Raw genomic sequence first — 19,698 nt, forward strand, 5'->3', positions numbered from 1 at the left:
GCAGATGACTCAGCAACAGCAGTTCGAAGCGCTGGTCGAGTGGCTGCGTAGCGCAATCACCGGGCAGGAAGCCTTCACCCTCGGCTACAACGCCGAAGCCTCGGAATTCATTCGTTTCAACCATGCCAAAGTGCGTCAGGCCGGGCATGTGCAACAGGCCAGTCTGAACGTCAAATTGATCGACGACGGACGACACGCCGACCTGCACCTGACCTTGGCGGGCGATGCTCAGGTCGATCAGGCGCGTTTGGCCGAGGCGCTGCAACAATTGCGCGAAACGTTGGTATTGCTGCCGCTGGACCCCTATCTGCTGCCCAACACCGACGCCTGGCAGATCAGCAACAGCCGGAACCCGCCGCTGCCGGACACCGCCCGCGTGCTTGAGCACATCAGTGAACTGGCTGAAGGCCTGGACCTGGTGGGCTTTTACGCCGCTGGCCCGCTGTACCGGGGTTTCGCCAGCTCCTGGGGCGCGCTGGGCTGGCATCAGGCCAACAGTTTCAACTTCGACTGGAGCCTGTTCCACGCCAACGGTCAGGCCGTCAAAGCCAACTATGCGGGCCACGACTGGGACGATGCGACGTTCGCCCGGCGCTTCCAGCAAGCGCGCGAGCAGCTTGAGTTTCTCGACCAGCCGTTGCGCACCCTGGCGCCCGGCCAGTACCGCGCGTATCTGGCTCCCGCCGCGCTGGATGAAATCATCGGCATGCTGTGCTGGGGCGGATTTTCCGCAGAAGCACTGGCCAGCAAAACCAGCCCGTTGCAACGGCTGTACAACGGCGACGCCCGGCTCAACCCGCTGGTGAGTCTGGACGAACAGGTGACAGGCTCACTGTCACCGGCGTTCTCCGGCGAAGGGTATCCGCGCCGGGATCTGTCGCTGATCAGCGCGGGCCTCGCCCAGGAACAACTGGTCGGTTCGCGCAGCGCCGCAGAGTACGGCCTGACCGCCAACGGTGCTGGCGGAGGCGAATCGCCAAGTGCATTGAGCATGGCGGCAGGTGCGCTGGCGCTGGAGCAGGTACTCAAACAGCTCGGCACCGGGCTCTACATCAGCAACCTTTGGTACCTCAACTTCTCCGACCAATCGGCCGCACGGCTGACCGGGATGACCCGCTTCGCCACGTTCTGGGTCGAGAACGGCGAGATTCAGGCGCCCGTCAGCACCATGCGTTTCGACGACAGCGCCTACAGCCTGCTGGGGACCGCCCTCGAAGCACTGACTTGCGAGCGGGAGCTGATTCTGTCCGCCAGCACCTACAGTCAACGCCAGACAGCTTCAAGCCTGCTGCCGGGCGCCTTGATCAGCCGATTGACCCTCACGCTCTAAGGATCGTATGCCGAACAGCACACCGCTTCTGGATGCTCGAACCCTGCGCTGGTTGCCCTGGGTCGTCGCGATTGCGTTTTTCATGCAAAGCCTCGACGGCACGATCCTCAACACCGCGTTGCCGGCCATGGCCCGTTCCCTGGCCGAAGACCCGTTGCGCATGCAGTCGGTAGTGATCGCGTACATGCTCACGGTGGCCTTGCTGATTCCAGCGTCGGGCTGGATCGCGGACCGGTTCGGCATCAAGCGGATTTTCTTTGGCGCGATTCTGTTGTTCAGCCTGGGCTCACTGCTGTGTGCGCTGTCCAGCTCACTGAGCATGCTGGTGGCCGCACGCGTGGTTCAGGGCCTGGGCGGTGCATTGATGGTGCCCATCGGCCGCTTGATTGTGTTACGCGCCTACCCTCGCTCGGAGCTGGTGCGGATCATGAGTTTCATCACGGTGCCCGGCCTGCTCGGCCCGTTGCTGGGGCCTACCCTGGGCGGCTGGATCGTCGAGTACCTGAGCTGGCACTGGATTTTCCTGATCAACCTGCCCGTGGGCCTGCTCGGCTGTTACGCGGTCAAAACCCTCGTGCCGGACCTGCAAGGCGGTGGTCGAACACGCTTCGACGGCGTCGGCTTTGCGCTGTTCGGTGCGTCGATGGTGCTGATCACCATCGCCCTCGAAGGCTTGGGCGAACTTCACCTGCCGCACATGCGCGTGGTGTTGCTACTGTTTGGCGGCATGGCCTGTCTGGCGGCTTACTGGCTGCGGGCCGGGAATATCGACTACCCCTTGTTCGCACCCGCGCTGTTCCGAACCCGGTCCTTCGCCGTGGGGATTTTTGGCAACCTGTTCTCCCGACTGGGCAGCGGTGCCCTGCCATTCCTGGTGCCGTTGCTGTTGCAAGTGGCCCTTGGTTATTCGCCTTCCAAGGCCGGGATGAGCATGATCCCGCTGGCCATCGCCGCCATGCTCACCAAGCCGGTGGCGCGCCCGCTGATTGAACGCCTCGGCTACCGTGTGGTGCTGACTGGCAACACGTTTCTGCTGGGTGCGCTGCTGGCGAGTCTGGCACTGGTCGACGCACAGACCGCCTATTGGGTGCTGCTGGTCCATCTCGGTTTGATGGGCGCGGTGAATTCGCTGCAGTTCACCGCGATGAACGCCGTGACCCTGATCGACCTCGACGATGCCAGCGCCGCCAGCGGTAACAGCCTGCTGTCCGTGGTGGCGCAGTTGTCCTTGAGCCTTGGGGTGGCCTGCGCGGCCGCGTTGCTGGGCGGCTTTACCGACGACGTGACCCGCGGCGAAGTGAGCAGCCTGTTGGGCGCGTTCCAAATGACCTTCCTCAGTGTTGGCGTACTGTCGATGCTGGCCGCAGGGATTTTCTTGCAGCTGCCGCCCAAGGGGAGTCAGGGTGTTCCTCGTCCGGAACCAGAGATCGAGCATTAATGCTGGCCCGCGACCTGATACACTGCGCGACATTTTGTTTTGCAGGCCCGTCCCGTGACTAGCACCGCTTTTAACTCACTGCCTCTTTCCGCACCCATGTTGGCTAACCTGGAGTCCCTTGGTTATGCCGAGATGACGCCGATTCAGGCACAGAGCCTGCCGGTGATTCTCAAGGGCATGGACCTGATTGCCCAGGCCAAGACCGGCAGTGGCAAGACCGCTGCATTCGGCATCGGCCTGCTCAACCCGATCAACCCGCGCTTCTTCGGTTGCCAGGCGTTGGTGCTGTGCCCAACCCGTGAGCTGGCCGACCAGGTGGCCAAGGAAATCCGCCGTCTGGCGCGTTCCGAAGACAACATCAAGGTCCTGACCCTGTGCGGCGGCGTGCCATTCGGCCCGCAGATCGGTTCGCTGGAACACGGCGCACACATCATCGTCGGCACTCCGGGACGCATTCAGCAGCACCTGCGCAAGGGCTCGCTGGTCCTCGACGGTCTGAACACGCTGATCCTCGACGAAGCCGACCGCATGCTCGACATGGGCTTCTACGACTCGATCGAGAACATCATCGAGCAGACCCCGGCCAAGCGTCAGACCCTGCTGTTTTCGGCGACCTACCCGACCGGTATCAAGCAACTGTCCTCGAAGTTCATGCGCACGCCGCAAACGGTCAAGGTCGAAGCCTTGCACGCGGACAGCCAGATCGAGCAGCACTTCTACGAAATCACCCCGGAGCAACGTCTTGAAGCCGTGGTGAAGGTTCTCGGGCATTTCCGCCCTCAGTCCTGTGTCGCGTTCTGCTTCACCAAGCAGCAATGCCAGGAAGTGGTCGATCACCTGACCGCCAAAGGCATTTCCGCCGTCGGCCTGCACGGCGACCTGGAACAGCGTGATCGGGATCAAGTCCTGGCGATGTTCGCCAACCGCAGCACCTCGGTGCTGGTTGCGACCGATGTCGCGGCGCGTGGTCTGGATATCGACGCACTGGACATGGTGCTCAACGTCGAACTGGCACGGGACTCGGAAATGCACATTCACCGGGTTGGCCGTACCGGTCGCGCCGGCGAGAAAGGCCTGGCGATCAGCCTGGTTGCACCGTCCGAAGCACACCGTGCCCGGGCCATCGAAGACGTGCAGAGATCTCCGCTGAAGTGGGAACAACTGGACGAACTGAAAAGCAAAGGCGGCGCACCGCTGCAACCGACCATGACCACGCTGATGATCGGCGCGGGCCGTAAGGATAAGGTTCGCCCTGGCGACATTCTTGGTGCCTTGACCGGCGATGCCGGCATTCCCGGCACCCAGGTCGGTAAAATCGCCATTTTCGATTTCCAGGCGTATGTGGCCGTCGAAAGCGTCGTGGCCATGCAAGCGCTGGAGCGCTTGAACAACGGCAAAATCAAAGGCCGCTCGCTGCGCGTGCGGATTTTGTAAGAACCGTCGAAAAGCTTCGCGGATAAATCCGCTCCTGCAATGGAATGAGTTTCCCTGCAGGAGCGGATTTATCCGCGAAGACGTCATATCAAACACCGAAGATTTAACTGCTCTTTGAGGATTCTGCTTTGCCCGTTACTGACGTTGTGATCATCGGCGCTGGCGCCGCAGGCTTGATGTGCGCGCTGACCGCGGCCAATCGTGGGCGCAAGGTGATGCTGATCGATCACGCGAACAAGGCTGGCAAGAAAATCCTCATGTCTGGCGGCGGACGCTGCAATTTCACCAATATGTACACCGAGCCCGGCAACTTCCTCTCGCAAAACCCGCACTTCTGCAAATCCGCCCTGGCGCGTTACACCCAATGGGATTTCATCGCCCTGGTGGCCAAGCATGGCGTGGCGTACCACGAGAAAAAGCTCGGTCAGTTGTTCTGCGATAACAAGTCCAGTGACATCCTAGACATGCTGCTCAACGAATGCGAACAGGCCGGCGTCAGCCTGCATCTGGACACGTCGGTGCAGAACATCGAAAAAACCGACACCGGTTACAGCCTGAATACCACGGCGGGCGTGTTGAATTGCCAGTCGTTGGTCGTCGCCACTGGCGGCCTGTCGATCCCGACGCTGGGGGCTACCGGCTTCGGTTATCAAGTGGGCAAGCAGTTCGGCCATACCTTGCTGCCGACCCGTGCCGGGCTGGTGCCGTTCACCATCACCGACCAACTCAAAGCGCTGTGCACCGAGTTGTCCGGTACATCGGTGGATTGCCTGGTCAGCTGCAACGACACAAGCTTTCGCGAAAACATCCTGTTCACCCATCGCGGCCTCAGCGGGCCGGCGATTTTGCAGATATCTTCGTTCTGGCAATCAGGCGAAACGGTCGTCATCAACCTGATGCCGGACCACGATGTGCCGAGCTGGCTGCTGCAACAACAAGCCGAACGGCCCAACAGCGAACTGAAAACCCTGCTTGGCGAAATCTTCACCAAGAAAATGGCCAACCTGATCGCCGAGCACTGGTTCGCTTCCAAACCGATGAAGCAGTACACCCCGAGCGAACTCAGCGACATCGCCGAAAAACTGGCGTGCTGGCAGGTGGTGCCCGCAGGCACCGAAGGCTATCGCACGGCGGAAGTGACCCTCGGCGGAATAGACACCCGCGAAGTGTCGTCCAAGACCATGGAGTCGCTGAAATCGCCAGGGCTGTATTTCATTGGCGAAGTGCTGGACGTCAGTGGGCATCTGGGCGGTTTCAATTTCCAGTGGGCCTGGGCCTCGGCCTATGCGGCCGCGCAATACGTCTGACAGGGTGTCGCGGTGAGCGGCAAAGATCGACCACGGAATAAATTTTGCTAAAGCACATGTACAGCCCTCGATTGGCGCTGTACATACTTAGCTGAATCCAGCTGAATGCTTAAAGAAACCAGCGAACAAGGCCGTTAGCTCACCTATGTCATCGACTTCCTTTCGTCATACGCTCCGTCGTTTGTGGGCGCTGGATAAGTTCAGCTACAGCGTACGGGTGTTTATTGCGCTGACCGGCAGCATGGCACTGTGCTGGTATCAGAATGAAATGGGCCTGCTGATCCCGGTATTCCTGGGGATTATCGCCAGCGCCCTGGCCGAAACCGATGACAGCTGGCAGGGTCGCCTGAACGCGCTGGCAGTGACGCTGGTGTGCTTCAGCGTCGCGTCGCTTGCGGTCGAGCTGCTATTCCCCTACCCCCTGATTTTTGTCTTTGCGCTGGCGCTGGCCGCCTTCGGCCTGACCATGCTCGGCGCCCTGGGCGAACGTTATGGTGCCATCGCTTCTGCCACGCTGATTCTGTCGGTGTACACCATGATCGGCGTGGATCAGCGCGGGGGCGAGGTCAACGATTTCTGGCACGAACCCATGCTGCTGGTCGCCGGCGCCGCCTGGTACGGGCTGCTGTCGGTGCTGTGGCAAATGCTGTTTTCCAATCAGCCGGTACAGCAGAGCCTGGCCCGCCTGTTTCGTGAGTTGGGGCGGTACCTGGAGCTCAAGGCGACGCTGTTCGAACCCGTCAGACAGCTCGACATTGAAAGGCGCAGACTGAAACTGGCGCAGCAGAACGGTCGCGTCGTCGCGGCCCTGAATGCTGCCAAGGAAATCATTCTGCACCGCGTCGGCGATGGTCGGCCCGGCGCCAAGGTCAGCCGCTATCTGAAGCTGTACTTTCTCGCCCAGGACATTCACGAGCGCGCCAGTTCGTCGCATTACCCCTACAACGCGCTGGCCGAAGCGTTCTTCCACAGTGATGTGCTGTTCCGCTGCTTGCGCTTGCTGCGCCAACAGGGGGTCGCCTGTCGCTTGTTGTCGGAGTCGATCCAGTTGCGTCAGCCCTTCATCTACGACGAGGGCTTTGCCCACGCGCTGGAAGACTTGCACGCCTCGCTGGAGTACTTGCGCACCCAGAACAACCCGGCATGGCGCGGGCTCCTGCGTTCTTTACGCGCTCTGGCGGCGAACCTGGGCACCCTCGATCGCCTGATCAAAGACGCCAGCAACCCCGACAGCCTGGCCGACGCCACAGACAGCAGCCTGCTGGACCGCTCGCCTCACACCCTCAAGGACGTGTGGAATCGCTTGCGCCTGCAAATGACCCCCACCTCGCTGCTGTTCCGCCACGCCTTGCGCCTGCCATTGGCGTTGAGCATCGGTTACGGCATGGTGCACTTGGTGCATCCGACGCAGGGTTACTGGATCATTCTGACGACGCTGTTCGTCTGCCAACCCAACTACGGCGCAACCCGACGCAAACTGGTTCAGCGGATCAGTGGCACGGCGATAGGCCTGACTGCAGGATGGGCGTTGTTCGATCTATTCCCTAGCCCGCTGGTTCAAGCGATGTTCGCCGTGGTCGCCGGCGTGGTGTTCTTCGTCAACCGAACCACCCGCTACACCCTGTCGACGGCGGCAATCACCTTGATGGTGCTGTTCTGTTTCAACCAGGTGGGCGACAGTTACGGGCTGTTCCTTCCACGGTTGTTCGACACCTTGCTCGGAAGCTTGATTGCCGGGCTGACCGTGTTCCTGTTCCTCCCGGACTGGCAGGGGCGGCGCTTGAATAAAGTGCTGGCGAACACCCTGACCTGCAACAGCATTTACCTGCGCCAGATCATGCAGCAGTACGCCAGCGGTAAAACGGATGACCTGACGTACCGCCTGGCCCGGCGCAACGCGCACAACGCCGATGCAGCGCTGTCCACCACCTTGGCTAACATGCTGATGGAGCCGGGGCACTTCCGCAAAGAAGCCGACGTAGGCTTTCGCTTTCTGGTGTTGTCGCACACGTTGCTGAGCTACCTCTCAGGCTTGGGCGCGCACCGCGAAACCCAGTTGCCGGCCGAAGTACGCGAGCATTTGATTGAGGGTGCTGCGGCAAGCCTGGCAGCGAGCATTGATGAAATCGCCCAAAGCCTGGCCAATAAACAACCGGTAGCGATCCAGAGCGATGCCGAAGAGGCGCTGGCCAGCAATCTGGAGCACATGCCCGATGACATGGACGAAAGTCAGCGATTGGTGCAAACCCAACTCGCATTGATCGGCCGGCAACTGGGACCGCTGCGGACATTGGCTGCGCACTTGATCAAAGAGCCTGCAGAAGCCTGAAACGTTTTCACTCCGCCCGTTACAGCCCGTGCTGGCGAAACATCCGGTCGTAACTGCCATCGGCTTTCATTGCTGCAATGCCTCGGTCAAAGCTGGCGACAATCTGCGCATGATTGGGGTTCTTCAAACTGACCAGGATATGCAGACCGTTCTCGCTCAGTGGTTTAGGCAGAAATTCAACACTCTCGCGGACTCTAGGCACTTCACGGCCGAGGTTGTAGCGAGCGACATATTCGTCTTCCACCGCCAGCGCCACCCGTCCTGCCGCCAGCATGCGCACCGCCATGGAGAAACTGTGCACCGGGACTTTTTGCAGCTCGGGATCACTGTCGAAAGCCGATGAATAGGCATAGCCGCGTACCACGGCAATCGGATAAGCGTGCAGCGCCTTCAGGCTATCGAACTCGATGGGCGAATCCTTGCGTTTAAGAAAAAGCACCCGGTTGAGCAGGTACTCGTTCGAGAACTCACCGATCAGCGTTCGCTCATGGTTGAACCAGGCACTGACCAGCACGTCATAACGCCCGTCGCCAATACCTTGCAGCGCCCTTGCCCACGGCACTTGTTCGAACTCACTGGCGTATCCCGCCCGCGCCAGGGCCGTACTGACAAGATCAGTGGCGAGGCCGCCATTGACCAGATTGATGTCAGTGAATGGAGGCCAGGCATCGGCCACCAGACGTAGCTTCTCTGCTGCAGCGGCTTGCGTCAGCAACAACAAACCCATCAAACCCATGGCTCGAAGCAGTCGCGGCATGCTCAAGTTCCTGAGGCGGGCAGATCGCCCGCCGTATAAAGGGCGCGTTACGCTTGGACTCTCATTAACAGTGGTCCATGAAACCCGGAACCCAGAGGCTCAATGCAGATTACACAAATATGACATGGCAACCAATCCGGATGATGGCTATCAGCCTCAATTGAATACTCATAGTGGAGCCGCCACAACGCATATGAGTGATTGATGTGAGCGTTGGTTCAAGGAATTTTTCTAACACGGTGCTTGCCAACAAAAAGCTGATCCCGTAAGCCATGCGACTGGACAGGTTGACTTTTTTTGCACGGAGCTACTGCTTTATCAAGACGTGCCGGCCTGAATCACCGCACTCAGCATTAAGTCGCTACAGTTTTGTTTGGCCTCCCGCACGATGCGGGCTTTAGTATTCGACCAGAATGTCTATTCAGAGTCTGCCATATGTCTATCAATTGGGTCTGCAAACACCATACCGATCTCAGCAAGGAACAGCTGTACGCCATTCTGCAGCTGCGTGCCGAAGTGTTCGTGGTCGAGCAAAAGTGCTGTTATCAGGATATCGACGGTCAGGACCTGGACGGTGACACCTGCCATCTGATGGCATGGGAAAACGATCTCCTGGTGGCTTATCTGCGCCTGCTTGACCCCATCCAGCAAGGTGGCGACGTCGTGATCGGTCGGGTTGTAACGGCCCCCACTGCGCGCAATAAAGGCATGGGCCACGCGCTGATGATTCAGGCACTGGAACACGCTGAAAAGCAATGGCCCGATCAACCGATCTACCTTGCGGCTCAAGCGCATCTGCAAGGCTATTACGGACGCTATGGCTTCACCCCGGTGGGCGAGGTGTATCTGGAAGACGACATCCCCCATATCGGCATGCGCCGCGACCTGGAGTGATGCGACGCCCGGCTATTTAGCTGAGCCGATGCTTTATGGGTAACCCAGCACCGCTTTGATCTGCACCAGATGCTGCGCAATCCAGTCTTTGTCGATCGCACCCCACGCGCGGATCTGATAACCGCCGGCATGATTGCGCGCGCCGTCCAGCTGTTCGAATTCGCAGAGAATATCGAGATCGGCCAGGGCGGCAATGGTGTCCTGCGCCGTGCGACGCGGCATACCGGTGGCCTCCATCAACGCGGGGACACTGCTGGCGATCCGGCTGTCTATCAAATACGCCACATACAACCGGCGATAAAAACTGCTTTTGGTCTTGCTGACGTCCATCGTCAAATCCTTATCGAGGCTCATTCGGTGGCCTTGCCTTGCAGGTCGCGCCAGGTCAGGTAAATGCGCAGATCGAACTCCAGTTGGTGGTAGCCGGGCTGCATGTACTCACAAAGCTGATAAAACGCCTTGTTGTGGTCGGACTCTTTGAAGTGCGCCAGCTCGTGCACCACGATCATTTTCAGAAACTCTGGCGCGGCCTCCTTGAACAACGACGCGATGCGGATTTCTTTCTTGGCCTTGAGCTTGCCGCCCTGCACACGGGATATCGCCGTGTGCAGACCCAGCGCTCGATGCGTCAGGTCCAGACGGTTATCGAACAGCACCTTGTCGATATTCGGCGCATTACGCAGATGCTCTTGCTTCAACGCCAGGGCGTAGGCGTACAGCGCTTTATCGCTCTGCACGGCATGCCGTTCCGGGTAGCGTTGCTTCAGGTAGGCGTCCAGCCGATTCTGTGCAATCAACTGACGCACCTGGTCTTGCAAGGCAGGCGGATAGGCTTGCAGGTATTTCAAGGGAGAGAGGGCTGGCGCGGTCATAAGGAGCAACGAAGATTTGGAAGCACCCAGTGTACCGAATTCAGCTCACGTTGAGCCCCGCCCCATCGAACGGCTGGGCAAACTGCGCGGCATCATCGGCGGTCAGCGGACGCGCAACCAGAGCCCCCTGAGCCAGCTGGCAACCATTCTCCGCCAACCATTGATACTGCTCGACAGTTTCCACCCCTTCAGCAATCACCAGCACCCCCAGCTGACGACACAGGTCGATAATGCTGCGTGCCACTGCGGCATCACGCGGCGAAGCCAGCAAACCGGCAACGAAGTGGCGGTCGATCTTCAAGGTATCCAGCTCAACATCGCGCAGAAGAGCCAGCGAGCAGTCACCTGCACCAAAATCATCCAGCGCAATGCGCACGCCTGTCTCACGCAATGCCTGCAGTTGCTTGCGCGTGTGATCCTGGTTTTGCACCAGAGAGCTTTCGGTGATTTCAACTTCAAGCTGATGCGGCTGCAAATCGTATTGGCTGATGGCGCGCAGCAGTTCCGCAGCGAGATTGGGCATGCTGAACTGAGCGGTACTGACGCTCACTGTCAGTACCAGCTCCGGCGCAAAAGTAGCGTTCCAGGCCTGGCGTTGTGCAGCACCCTGCTCAAACACCCAACTGCCCAGCCGATTGATCAGACGGGTTTCTTCGAGTAGCGGAATAAACACGCCCGGCGGCACGTCCCCGACACCGGGATGCTGCCAGCGCAATAGAGCCTCGAAGCCCCGCAAGCGACCATCGGCGATGTAAACCTGAGGCTGATAGACCAATGAAAAGTCATTGCCTTCAATGGCCGTGCGCACACTCTCCTCGAGCATCAGGCGCGAGCGGGCGCGGCCATTCATCTCAGGATCGTAAAAACGGTATTGCTGACGACCCGTACGCTTGGCTTCGTACATCGCGATATCCGCCGCACGAAGCAAGCTGTCGAGGTTCGAGCCGCATTCGGGATAGGTCGCGATGCCGATGCTCGCGCCCAGCGTGATTTCCAGACCATCGATCTGCTGGCGCACCGACACCCGCTCGATCAATTTTTCAGCAATGATCGCCGCTTGCTCCGGGTAGTCCAGGCCATCAATCACCGCCGTGAACTCATCACCGCCCATGCGCGCCAGAATGTCATAAGGGCGCAGGCAGTCCTTCAACTGCTCGGCGACCCAGAGCAACACCTGATCGCCGATATCATGACCAAGCGAATCGTTGACTCGCTTGAAACCGTCAAGATCCAGGTACAGCACAGCCCATGACTTAGCGGCATCGCTACGCAACAACGTGCCTTCGACTGCCTGGTAAAACCCACGTCGATTGAGCAGACCCGTCAGTGAGTCGGTAACTGCCTGACGCTCAAGCTGCTCATACAGGGTGCGCACCACCGACATGTCGAGAATGCTCAGCACCATCGACCGCTGCTCAGCCGGCAGCGGCGCGCAGGACAGTGCGACGGGCACTTCCAGGCCTTCAGATGTGCGCAAGACGGCGTCGTGCATCCGGTAAGTATCCGAGTTGCGATAGCTGCGATAGAACTCTGATTCCGACCACTGCAGGACGTGGGGCTTGAACAGGTAATCGATCCACTCGGAACCGCACAACACCTCGGCGCTGGCATTGAGCAACCGACACATCGCCGGGTTGGCAAAACTGATCACCCCTGCCTCGTCGACCACCAGAATGCCTTCGGCAACATTGGACAGCACCGAGGCATTGAAGGCGCGCGCGACTTCCAGTTCGCGGGTCAGGGTTTGCAGGGCACGTCGGTTGCGCTGATGCTCCAGCAATACCTGAACCTTGGACTTGAGAATGTGCGGATCGAAGGGTTTGAACAGGAAATCCACCGCACCACTGGCGTAGCCCTTGTGGACAGCCGCTTGGGATTGTTCATTGGCAGTCAGGAAAATGATCGGCGTCAATCGCGTGCGCTGACTGCCACGCATCAAGCGAGCGACTTCGAAACCATCCATGCCGGGCATGTGCACATCGAGCAAGACCAGGTCGACATCCAGTTCCAGCAGGAGATTCAAGGCCTCCACCCCGGAGCTGGCCGTGACCACATGCCAGTCCTGACGCTGCAAGACCGCACTCATGGTGATTAGATTTTCCGGGTAGTCATCCACTACCAACAAGACAGAGCAGCCATCCAGTGGCTTTGATTGCAAGCATTCCATGCTACGTATATCCCTATGGTTCTTACGCCCGAGCGCCGAGGAGGCCCGAAGTCCCAATAGCGACTTACTCTAGCCCTGCCACAGCAAAAGCAGAAGCTGGCTAACGAATATCCAATAACGAAACTCAACCCGAGCCGACTAACGGTATATCGCTTCAGGGAGTCACGCACGGGTGTTTGCGCCGAGATAGAGGCACTTTGACGCCATCCAGTCACCGGGCCAGCATTAACAAACGCACGTTCAGCCCGTATAAAGGTCGCGCCCAAACCCTTGCGCTAGACGCTTTCCTGCTGGCAATGAGACATATTTGGAAGACTGAACAATGATCGATCTGGCATCCTGGAATTTGAGCATCCCCGTGGGCTCCCCCCCGGCGACTATCGACACGCCCAAATTGGTCGACGGCTACAAAGGCAAATATTTTCACGCCGAAAGCGGCACCGTATTTTTCTGGGCCCCCGTCACGGGCTCACGCACCGCTAACGCCAAATACCCGCGCAGCGAACTCCGCGAAACCTACTCCAATGGCACGCTGCACAATTGGTTGTACCCCAGCGGTGATCACTTTTTGCGCGCAACCCTCGCAGTCAATCAGGTGCCATCGTCGGGCAGAATCGTCATCGGCCAGATTCACGCCTACGAAAGTACCGAGCCGCTGCTGAAGGTCGAATACCAATACAAGGACGCTACAAAGAGCGGCATCGTCGTCGCCAAAGTGCGCAATCGGTTTGATGACCAGAAGAGCCGCGTGATTACCATCGCCGAGGACGTACCGCTCAATGCTCAATTCAAATACATCATTCATCTAAGCGCGGGCGGTGACTTGGGCGTTAGTGTGCGCGACGCGAACTGGAGCAGCCCGATCAGTGCTACCTGGCGTGACAAGCCGTTGTACTTCAAGGCTGGCGTCTATACCCAGGACAACTCCGGCTACACCAGTGAAGGCGGTATGGCGACGTTCTATAAGCTGGACATCGACCACAACTAAACCTGATCACACCGCTCACTAAAACGACCCCACACAAAAAACGGCCCGACATCCTGAAGATGCGGGCCGTTTTTTTGAAACATGAGCCAGCCGTAAGCCAGCCCATCCATTCACTCAGCGAGAAGCGTCATTGAACTCTTTCTCGGCCGCATCAAAGCGCGTCAACATGCCAGCCGTTGGACCTTTGCCAATCAGGCTGAAGACCACGATGGCAATGCTGGCAAAGATGAAGCCAGGAATGATTTCGTACAGACCCAACAGGCTGAAGTGTTTCCAGACGATGACAGTGATCGCGCCGACCAGAATACCGGCCAGTGCGCCGTTACGCGTCATGCCTTTCCACAGCACCGAGATCAGTACCACGGGACCGAAAGCAGCACCGAAACCTGCCCAGGCATAGCTGACCAGACCCAGTACCCGGTTGTCCGGATTGGAGGCCAGGGCGATGGCAATCAGCGCGATCAACAGGACCATGCTGCGACCCACCCACACCAGCTCGGCCTGCGAAGCGCGTTTGCGGAAGAAGGCTTTATAGAAGTCTTCGGTCAGTGCGCTGGAGCAGACCAGCAACTGGCAGCTCAGGGTGCTCATCACCGCCGCAAGAATCGCCGACAGCAACACACCGGCAATCCACGGGTTGAACAGGATTTTCGCCAGCTCGATGAATACCCGCTCCGGGTTCTCAACGACGGGGCCGGCGAGATCAGGATGCGCCGAGAAGTACGCGATACCGAAGAAGCCCACGGCTACCGTGCCGCCCAGGCACAGGATCATCCAGGTCATGGAGATGCGACGCGCCTTGGCAATCGACTTGACCGAATCCGCCGCCATGAATCGCGCAAGGATGTGCGGCTGGCCGAAGTAGCCCAAACCCCAACCCATCAACGAAATAATGCCGATGAAGCTGGTGTTTTTCAGCATGTCAAAGTTGGTCGGGTCTTTCGCTTCGATCGCCAGGAATGTGGTGTCGATGCCACCGGTGGCCAGCAACACGATAATCGGCGTAAGGATCAACGCGAAGATCATCAGCGTGGCCTGCACGGTATCGGTCCAGCTCACCGCAAGGAAACCGCCGACGAAGGTGTAGGCAATGGTCGCGGCAGCGCCGGCCCACAACGCAGTCTCGTAAGGCATGCCGAAAGTGCTTTCAAACAAGCGAGCGCCCGCCACGATGCCCGATGCGCAATAGATGGTGAAAAACACCAGGATCACGATGGCCGAGATAATCCGCAGCAGCCCGCTCTTGTCTTCGAAGCGGCCGGTGAAGTAATCCGGCAGGGTCAATGCGTCGCCGTTGTGTTCGGTCTGCACCCGCAGCCGCCCCGCAACGAACAGCCAGTTCAGGTAAGCCCCGGCGATCAGGCCGATGGCGATCCAGCTTTCCGACAGACCTGACATATAGATAGCGCCTGGCAGCCCCATCAACAGCCAGCCACTCATGTCCGATGCGCCAGCCGAAAGCGCGGTGACCACACTGCCGAGGCTACGACCGCCCAGAATATAATCAGAAAGGTTGTTGGTAGAGCGATAGGCCATGAAGCCGATCAGCACCATTGCTGCAATGTAGATCACGAAGGTGATCAGGGTTGGGTTGCTGACAATCATTGAGCTGCGCCCTGGCATTTTTTTATTTAGCGGCGGCTATCAGGCAAGTCGAAACGAAGAACTCGCGTCGCATGCATGAACTACTGACCGCGCGTTTGACTGAAATTTCCCCAGGAAAATGTCAGCAGATGAACCTCGTGCTTACCCGGTTGCACCTTGGCCGCGAATCCTAGTCAACAATGCAAATAAGGTGCAACCAGTTTCTTGAAAATAAGTTGCACCTTATCGGTTCTTTTACGTATCGGGATGTTTTTTGCTTCTTTTCGGAGCAAAGCAGCGCCTTTACATAATTAAAAGCACCAGAAGAGCGCGCTTGATTCCGGGCGTCACTCGTTTTTCGAGATGAGCAAACAATTTCCGATGAAAATAGGTTGCACTAGGTTGCACCCCGGCAAACGCGAGGCTAATCTGAGCGCCAGCTGATGCCACACCGTGGTGGCGATAACGAGGACAAAAAATGGCGACGACCACCCTGGGTGTCAAACTTGACGACCCTACCCGTGAGCGATTGAAAGCCGCTGCTCAATCAATCGACCGCACGCCACACTGGTTGATCAAGCAGGCGATTTTCAACTACCTGGAAAAACTCGAAGGGGGTGCAACCCTGACGGAATTGAACGGGCTGACACTCAAGGATGGCGACGACCACGTCGGCCTGCCAGCAGACATCGCCCACCAGTGCTTCCTCGAGTTCGCCGAAAGCATCCTGCCGCAATCGGTTTTGCGAGCAGCGATTACCTCTGCCTATCGCCGCCCGGAACCTGAAGTGGTACCGATGCTGCTGGAACAGGCGCGCCTGCCAGTGAGCATGGCCGAGGCCACCCAGAAACTGGCCGCGAGCATCGCCGAAAAACTGCGCAACCAGAAAAGCGCAGGCGGCCGTGCCGGCATCGTCCAGGGCTTGCTGCAAGAATTCTCGTTGTCCTCCCAGGAAGGCGTGGCACTGATGTGCCTGGCCGAAGCGCTGCTGCGCATCCCGGACAAGGGCACCCGCGATGCACTGATTCGCGACAAGATCAGCACCGGCAACTGGCAGCCGCACTTGGGCAACAGCCCTTCGCTGTTCGTCAACGCTGCCACGTGGGGCTTGTTGCTGACCGGCAAACTGGTCGCCACCCACAATGAAACAGGCCTGACCTCTTCGCTGAGCCGGATCATTGGCAAAAGCGGCGAGCCGATGATCCGCAAAGGCGTGGACATGGCGATGCGCCTGATGGGCGAGCAGTTCGTCACCGGCGAAACCATCGCAGAAGCCCTGGCCAACGCCAGCCGCTTCGAAGCCAAGGGCTTCCGCTACTCCTACGACATGCTCGGTGAAGCGGCCCTGACCGAACACGACGCGCAGAAATACCTCGCGTCCTACGAGCAAGCGATCCACTCCATTGGCAAAGCGTCCCATGGTCGTGGCATTTATGAAGGCCCCGGGATCTCGATCAAACTCTCCGCCCTGCACCCGCGCTACAGCCGTGCACAGTACGAGCGCGTCATGGAAGAGTTGTACCCGCGCCTGTTGTCGCTGACCTTACTGGCCAAGCAATACGACATCGGCCTGAACATCGACGCCGAAGAGGCCGACCGTCTCGAACTGTCGCTGGATCTGCTGGAACGCCTGTGCTTCGAGCCGCAACTGACCGGCTGGAACGGCATTGGCTTCGTGATTCAGGCGTACCAGAAACGTTGCCCGTACGTGATCGACTACGTGATCGACCTGGCCCGTCGCAGCCGCCATCGCCTGATGATCCGTCTGGTGAAAGGCGCGTACTGGGACAGCGAAATCAAACGCGCCCAGGTCGACGGCCTGGAAGGCTATCCGGTCTATACCCGCAAGGTATACACCGACGTTTCCTACATCGCCTGCGCACGCAAACTGCTGTCGGTGCCGGAAGTCATCTATCCGCAATTTGCCACGCACAACGCCCATACCCTGGCAGCGATCTACCATATCGCCGGTCAGAATTATTACCCCGGCCAGTACGAGTTCCAGTGCCTCCACGGCATGGGCGAACCGCTGTACGAACAAGTGGTGGGCAAGGTTGCCGATGGCAAGCTGAACCGTCCATGCCGGGTCTATGCACCGGTCGGCACCCACGAAACATTGCTGGCGTACCTGGTACGTCGCCTGCTGGAAAACGGTGCGAACACCTCGTTCGTCAACCGCATCGCCGACCACTCCATCGCCATTCAGGAACTGGTGGCCGATCCAGTGAGCAGCATCGAGCAGATGGCGACGCAGGAAGGCGGCTTCGGCCTGCCACACCCGCGTATCCCGCTGCCGCGTGATCTCTACGGCCCGGCTCGCGCCAACTCCAGCGGCATCGATCTGGCGAACGAACACCGCCTGGCGTCGCTGTCCTCGGCATTGCTGGCAACCGCGCACAACGACTGGAAAGCCGCGCCGATGCTTGGCAGCCCGGCGAGCACTGGCGCTTTCGTGCCTGTCCTGAACCCGTCGGACTTGCGTGATGTGGTCGGTCACGTTCAGGAAGCCAATCTGGAAGACGTCGATAACGCCATCCAGTGCGCACTCAACGCCGCCCCTATCTGGCAAGCGACACCCCCCGCAGAACGCGCCGCGATCCTGGAACGTGCCGCTGACTTGATGGAAGGTGAAATCCAGCCGCTGATGGGCCTGTTGGCGCGTGAAGCCGGCAAGACCTTCGCCAACGCCATCGCCGAAGTGCGTGAAGCCGTGGACTTCCTGCGTTACTACGCAGTGCAGGCGCGCAACGACTTCACCAACGACGCGCATCGTCCCCTGGGGCCAGTGGTCTGCATCAGTCCGTGGAACTTCCCGCTGGCTATTTTCAGCGGTCAGGTCGCTGCCGCATTGGCCGCCGGCAACCCGGTACTGGCCAAGCCCGCCGAGCAAACCCCGCTGATTGCCGCACAAGCGGTGCGCTTGTTACTTGAAGCCGGCATCCCCGAGGGCGTGGTGCAACTGCTGCCTGGCCGTGGTGAAACGGTTGGCGCACGTCTGGTCGGTGATGATCGGGTCAAGGGCGTGATGTTCACCGGCTCTACCGAAGTCGCACGCTTGCTGCAACGCAACATCGCCGGGCGTCTGGACGCACAAGGTCGGCCGATCCCGCTGATCGCCGAAACCGGCGGACAAAACGCGATGATCGTCGACTCCTCCGCGCTGACCGAACAAGTGGTCATCGACGTGGTGTCCTCGGCCTTCGACAGTGCCGGTCAACGCTGTTCGGCGCTGCGTGTGCTGTGCCTGCAAGAAGACTCTGCCGACCGCGTGATCGAAATGCTTAAAGGTGCCATGGCTGAATGCCGTCTTGGCAACCCGGAGCGTTTGTCCGTGGATATCGGGCCGGTGATCGATGCCGAAGCCAAAGCCGGGATCGAGAAACACATCCAGGCCATGCGCGACAAAGGCCGCACCGTGTACCAGATGGCGATTGCCGACAGCGCGGAAATCAAGCGCGGCACCTATGTGATGCCCACCTTGATCGAACTGGAAAGCTTCGACGAACTGCAACGGGAGATCTTCGGCCCGGTGCTGCACGTGGTGCGCTACAAGCGTAAGGAACTGGACCAGCTGATCGGCCAGATCAACGCTTCGGGCTACGGCCTGACGCTCGGTGTGCACACGCGCATCGACGAAACCATCGCCAAGGTCGTCGACAAGGTCAATGCCGGTAACGTCTACGTCAACCGCAACATCGTTGGCGCTGTAGTGGGTGTGCAGCCGTTCGGTGGTGAAGGTTTGTCGGGCACCGGACCTAAAGCCGGTGGACCGCTGTACCTCTATCGCCTGCTGTCGACCCGGCCGGTGGATGCCATCGAGCAGTCCTTTGCTCGCGGCGATGCGCTGGCTGCACCGGACACCCAGATGCGTGAAGCCATGAGCAAACCGCTCGGCGCCCTGCAAGCCTGGGCCAGCAGTCACCAGCAAGACGCGCTGGGCGCGCTGTGCAAACAGTTCGCCGAGCAGTCGCAAAGCGGCACCATCCGCTTGCTGAACGGCCCGACCGGCGAACGCAACAGCTACAGCCTGCTACCCCGCGAGCACGTGCTGTGTCTGGCAGACATCGAAGCTGACCTGTTGATCCAACTGGCCGCCGTATTGGCAGTCGGTAGCACGGCTGTGGTACCGGAAAACGACGTAAGCAAACCGCTGCGCGCTCGCTTGCCTAAAGAAGTACAGGCACGCATCCAGTTGATCGCTGACTGGAACAAGGACGAAGTGGTCATCGATGCAGTCCTGCATCACGGCGACTCCGACCAACTGCGAGCGGTCTGCCAGCAAGTCGCCAAACGCGCTGGCGCTATCGTCGGGGTTCAAGGTCTGTCGCACGGCGAAACCAACATCGCGCTGGAACGTCTGGTGATCGAACGCGCGCTGAGCGTGAACACTGCAGCAGCAGGAGGAAATGCCAGCTTGATGACGATTGGGTAACCCGATCCTCTGTACCTCCATCGCGGGCAAGCCCGCTCCTACATGGGTTCCGTATTTCATGTAGGAGCGGGCTTGCCCGCGATCAGCTTGACTCGGTCTGCCTGACACACTGTTATCGCCCCGTTTTACCCCTCTATCACCCGCATCAATCTTGCTATTCAGCAGC

General features: G+C 59.4%; 13 protein-coding genes. 8 read left to right on the plus strand and 5 right to left on the minus strand.

Features of this window, described 5'->3' with window-relative positions; genetic code table 11:
* Positions 1-4: 4 nt before the first annotated feature.
* The 5 genes from K0F75_RS24020 to yccS all read left to right on the plus strand — a co-directional run bounded on the left by K0F75_RS24020 (position 5) and on the right by yccS (position 7,838).
* A complete protein-coding gene (locus K0F75_RS24020; RefSeq protein WP_219064497.1) occupies positions 5-1,330 on the plus strand; it encodes a TldD/PmbA family protein in 1,326 nt (441 codons plus the stop codon).
* Between the two features lie 7 nt (positions 1,331-1,337).
* On the plus strand, positions 1,338-2,768 hold the full coding sequence (gene mdtD, locus K0F75_RS24025) for a multidrug transporter subunit MdtD (protein WP_219064460.1): 1,431 nt from the start codon (positions 1,338-1,340) through the stop codon (positions 2,766-2,768).
* A 54-nt stretch (positions 2,769-2,822) separates the two neighbouring features.
* Positions 2,823-4,202: an ATP-dependent RNA helicase DbpA gene (gene dbpA / locus K0F75_RS24030; RefSeq protein ID WP_219064461.1), complete on the plus strand. Its 1,380-nt coding sequence runs from the start codon at positions 2,823-2,825 to the stop codon at positions 4,200-4,202.
* A gap of 128 nt (positions 4,203-4,330) precedes the next feature.
* On the plus strand, positions 4,331-5,509 hold the full coding sequence (locus K0F75_RS24035; RefSeq protein ID WP_219064462.1) for an NAD(P)/FAD-dependent oxidoreductase: 1,179 nt from the start codon (positions 4,331-4,333) through the stop codon (positions 5,507-5,509).
* A 145-nt stretch (positions 5,510-5,654) separates the two neighbouring features.
* On the plus strand, positions 5,655-7,838 hold the full coding sequence (yccS, locus tag K0F75_RS24040) for a YccS family putative transporter (RefSeq protein ID WP_219064463.1): 2,184 nt from the start codon (positions 5,655-5,657) through the stop codon (positions 7,836-7,838).
* Between the two features lie 19 nt (positions 7,839-7,857).
* On the opposite strand, the gene K0F75_RS24045 is transcribed toward yccS, so the two are convergent.
* Positions 7,858-8,595, minus strand: coding sequence for an ABC transporter substrate-binding protein (locus tag K0F75_RS24045; RefSeq protein WP_219064464.1), 738 nt, complete (start codon positions 8,593-8,595; stop codon positions 7,858-7,860).
* Between the two features lie 435 nt (positions 8,596-9,030).
* Between K0F75_RS24045 and K0F75_RS24050 the strand changes: the two genes are divergently transcribed.
* The gene (locus tag K0F75_RS24050) at positions 9,031-9,489 is read left to right on the plus strand and encodes a GNAT family N-acetyltransferase (protein WP_219064465.1); all 459 of its coding nucleotides are present in this window, start codon (positions 9,031-9,033) and stop codon (positions 9,487-9,489) included.
* Positions 9,490-9,522: 33 nt separating this feature from the next.
* Here the strand turns inward: K0F75_RS24050 and K0F75_RS24055 are convergent, their stop codons facing one another.
* The 3 genes from K0F75_RS24055 to K0F75_RS24065 are packed head-to-tail and all read right to left on the minus strand — an operon-like array spanning position 9,523 to position 12,528.
* On the minus strand, positions 9,523-9,819 hold the full coding sequence (locus K0F75_RS24055) for a helix-turn-helix domain-containing protein (RefSeq protein ID WP_219064498.1): 297 nt from the start codon (positions 9,817-9,819) through the stop codon (positions 9,523-9,525).
* A gap of 20 nt (positions 9,820-9,839) precedes the next feature.
* Positions 9,840-10,361, minus strand: a complete 522-nt coding sequence (locus tag K0F75_RS24060) for a YgjP-like metallopeptidase domain-containing protein (protein WP_219064466.1) — start codon at positions 10,359-10,361, stop codon at positions 9,840-9,842.
* Between the two features lie 40 nt (positions 10,362-10,401).
* Complete coding sequence (locus K0F75_RS24065; protein WP_219064467.1) at positions 10,402-12,528, minus strand: bifunctional diguanylate cyclase/phosphodiesterase; 2,127 nt, start codon at positions 12,526-12,528, stop codon at positions 10,402-10,404.
* 322 nt (positions 12,529-12,850) lie between these two features.
* On the opposite strand from K0F75_RS24065, the gene K0F75_RS24070 reads away from it, so the two are divergent.
* Entirely contained in the window at positions 12,851-13,516 is a 666-nt protein-coding gene (locus K0F75_RS24070; protein ID WP_219064468.1) for a polysaccharide lyase family 7 protein, read from the plus strand.
* Between the two features lie 114 nt (positions 13,517-13,630).
* Here K0F75_RS24070 and putP read toward each other — a convergent pair whose 3' ends face one another.
* Complete coding sequence (gene putP, locus K0F75_RS24075) at positions 13,631-15,121, minus strand: sodium/proline symporter PutP (protein ID WP_219064469.1); 1,491 nt, start codon at positions 15,119-15,121, stop codon at positions 13,631-13,633.
* 457 nt (positions 15,122-15,578) lie between these two features.
* On the opposite strand from putP, the gene putA reads away from it, so the two are divergent.
* A complete protein-coding gene (gene putA / locus K0F75_RS24080; protein WP_219064470.1) occupies positions 15,579-19,532 on the plus strand; it encodes a trifunctional transcriptional regulator/proline dehydrogenase/L-glutamate gamma-semialdehyde dehydrogenase in 3,954 nt (1,317 codons plus the stop codon).
* The last annotated feature ends 166 nt before the right edge of the window (positions 19,533-19,698 follow it).

The sequence above is a fragment of the Pseudomonas sp. UMAB-08 genome (assembly GCF_900095225.1).
Lineage (GTDB): Bacteria > Pseudomonadota > Gammaproteobacteria > Pseudomonadales > Pseudomonadaceae > Aquipseudomonas.

Excerpts from the sequence above, each read along its gene's own strand:
- K0F75_RS24020 (WP_219064497.1), top strand. The coding sequence starts at position 5 with ATGACTCAGCAACAGCAGTTCGAAGCGCTGGTCGAGTGGCTGCGTAGC.
- mdtD (WP_219064460.1), top strand. The coding sequence starts at position 1,338 with ATGCCGAACAGCACACCGCTTCTGGATGCTCGAACCCTGCGCTGGTTG.
- yccS (WP_219064463.1), top strand. The coding sequence starts at position 5,655 with ATGTCATCGACTTCCTTTCGTCATACGCTCCGTCGTTTGTGGGCGCTG.
- K0F75_RS24045 (WP_219064464.1), bottom strand. The coding sequence starts at position 8,595 with ATGCCGCGACTGCTTCGAGCCATGGGTTTGATGGGTTTGTTGTTGCTG.
- K0F75_RS24050 (WP_219064465.1), top strand. The coding sequence starts at position 9,031 with ATGTCTATCAATTGGGTCTGCAAACACCATACCGATCTCAGCAAGGAA.
- K0F75_RS24055 (WP_219064498.1), bottom strand. The coding sequence starts at position 9,819 with ATGGACGTCAGCAAGACCAAAAGCAGTTTTTATCGCCGGTTGTATGTG.
- K0F75_RS24060 (WP_219064466.1), bottom strand. The coding sequence starts at position 10,361 with ATGACCGCGCCAGCCCTCTCTCCCTTGAAATACCTGCAAGCCTATCCG.
- K0F75_RS24065 (WP_219064467.1), bottom strand. The coding sequence starts at position 12,528 with ATGGAATGCTTGCAATCAAAGCCACTGGATGGCTGCTCTGTCTTGTTG.
- K0F75_RS24070 (WP_219064468.1), top strand. The coding sequence starts at position 12,851 with ATGATCGATCTGGCATCCTGGAATTTGAGCATCCCCGTGGGCTCCCCC.
- putP (WP_219064469.1), bottom strand. The coding sequence starts at position 15,121 with ATGATTGTCAGCAACCCAACCCTGATCACCTTCGTGATCTACATTGCA.
- putA (WP_219064470.1), top strand. The coding sequence starts at position 15,579 with ATGGCGACGACCACCCTGGGTGTCAAACTTGACGACCCTACCCGTGAG.